Consider the following 1,234-nt stretch of genomic DNA (forward strand, 5'->3'; position numbering starts at 1 on the left):
AGGTCTACGACGAAATCGAGGCTGCCGGCCACCCGCAACCGGCGGTTATCCCGTTCAACCTCGAGACCGCCCTGCCCCATCAATATGATGAGCTGGCGGCGATGATCGAAACCGAGTTCGGCCATCTCGACGGCCTGCTGCACAACGCTTCGATCATCGGCCCGCGCACGCCGATCGAACAACTGTCCGGCGAAAACTTCATGCGGGTCATGCAGGTCAACGTCAACGCGATGTTCATGCTGACCAGCACCCTGCTGCCGCTGCTCAAGCTCTCGCAGGACGCCTCGGTGGTGTTCACCTCGAGCAGCGTCGGGCGCAAGGGTCGCGCGTACTGGGGCGCTTACGGTGTGTCGAAATTTGCCACCGAAGGCCTGATGCAAACCCTGGCCGATGAAGTCGAAGGCGTTGCGCCGGTACGCTCCAATAGCATCAACCCGGGCGGTACGCGCACCAGCATGCGCGCGCAGGCTTATCCGGGGGAAAATCCGCTGAACAACCCGACACCGGAAGAGATCATGCCGGTGTATCTGTACCTGATGGGCCCGGACAGCGCGGGCGTCAATGGCCAGGCTTTCAACGCCCAATAACGCCATACGTCGCATTTGTTGCCGCGGCAGAATGCTGTCGCGGCAAGCCATTGCCGCTCATAACCGTCACAAAGCCGCCAATAACCCAGCGCGGCCGCCCGGCATCCATCAGCAAGTCTTTGATTCGAAAAGCTTTAAATTAAATCGAACCGAATGGCACGGGTTTCGCTCTAAATTCCCTCAAAACATGCCGTGTGATGGCCATGGGGCAACGCCGATTTCGATAGCTGACTGATCGTCTTGCGGCAGACTAAACTTACGCCAAACGTCCTACGGGACTGATGGATCAGTACGACGCGCAGCCCATAGCCGCTCTCACCCAGCCTGTAAGACAGACTTACTGCTTAGGGGCTCACGCCATATGAAATCTCCTTCCCAGACCCATGCAATTGACTTTGACAGTGCCAAATTGCAGCGCCTGGGCTTCGGTCAACTACCGGCGCTGATCGAGCGCCCGACCAGCCTGGCGCAATTGCGTCAGCAAATGAGCCTGCAACTTCAAACCAGCCTGGAGCCACAGCGCATCCTTGGCCTGTTCTTCCGCGAAATCCAACGCCTGGTGCCACTGGACGCCCTGAGCTATGTGCATCAGGCCAGCGACTTGCGCCTGGAGTTCGGCGCGCGCGGCCACCACTCGCTCAGCTACA

General features: G+C 59.3%; 1 protein-coding gene and 1 pseudogene. Both read left to right on the forward strand.

The features are described from left to right. Positions 1 to 587 (forward strand): YciK family oxidoreductase (locus OQK_RS00755; protein ID WP_016770682.1); only part of this gene is annotated, 587 nt, incomplete at its 5' end. Between the two features lie 361 nt (positions 588 to 948). Then, positions 949 to 1,234 (forward strand): annotated as a pseudogene (locus OQK_RS00760) (hypothetical protein); the annotation flags it as partial.

It is taken from the genome of Pseudomonas sp. R62 (assembly GCF_000257605.1).
Lineage (GTDB): Bacteria > Pseudomonadota > Gammaproteobacteria > Pseudomonadales > Pseudomonadaceae > Aquipseudomonas > Aquipseudomonas atacamensis.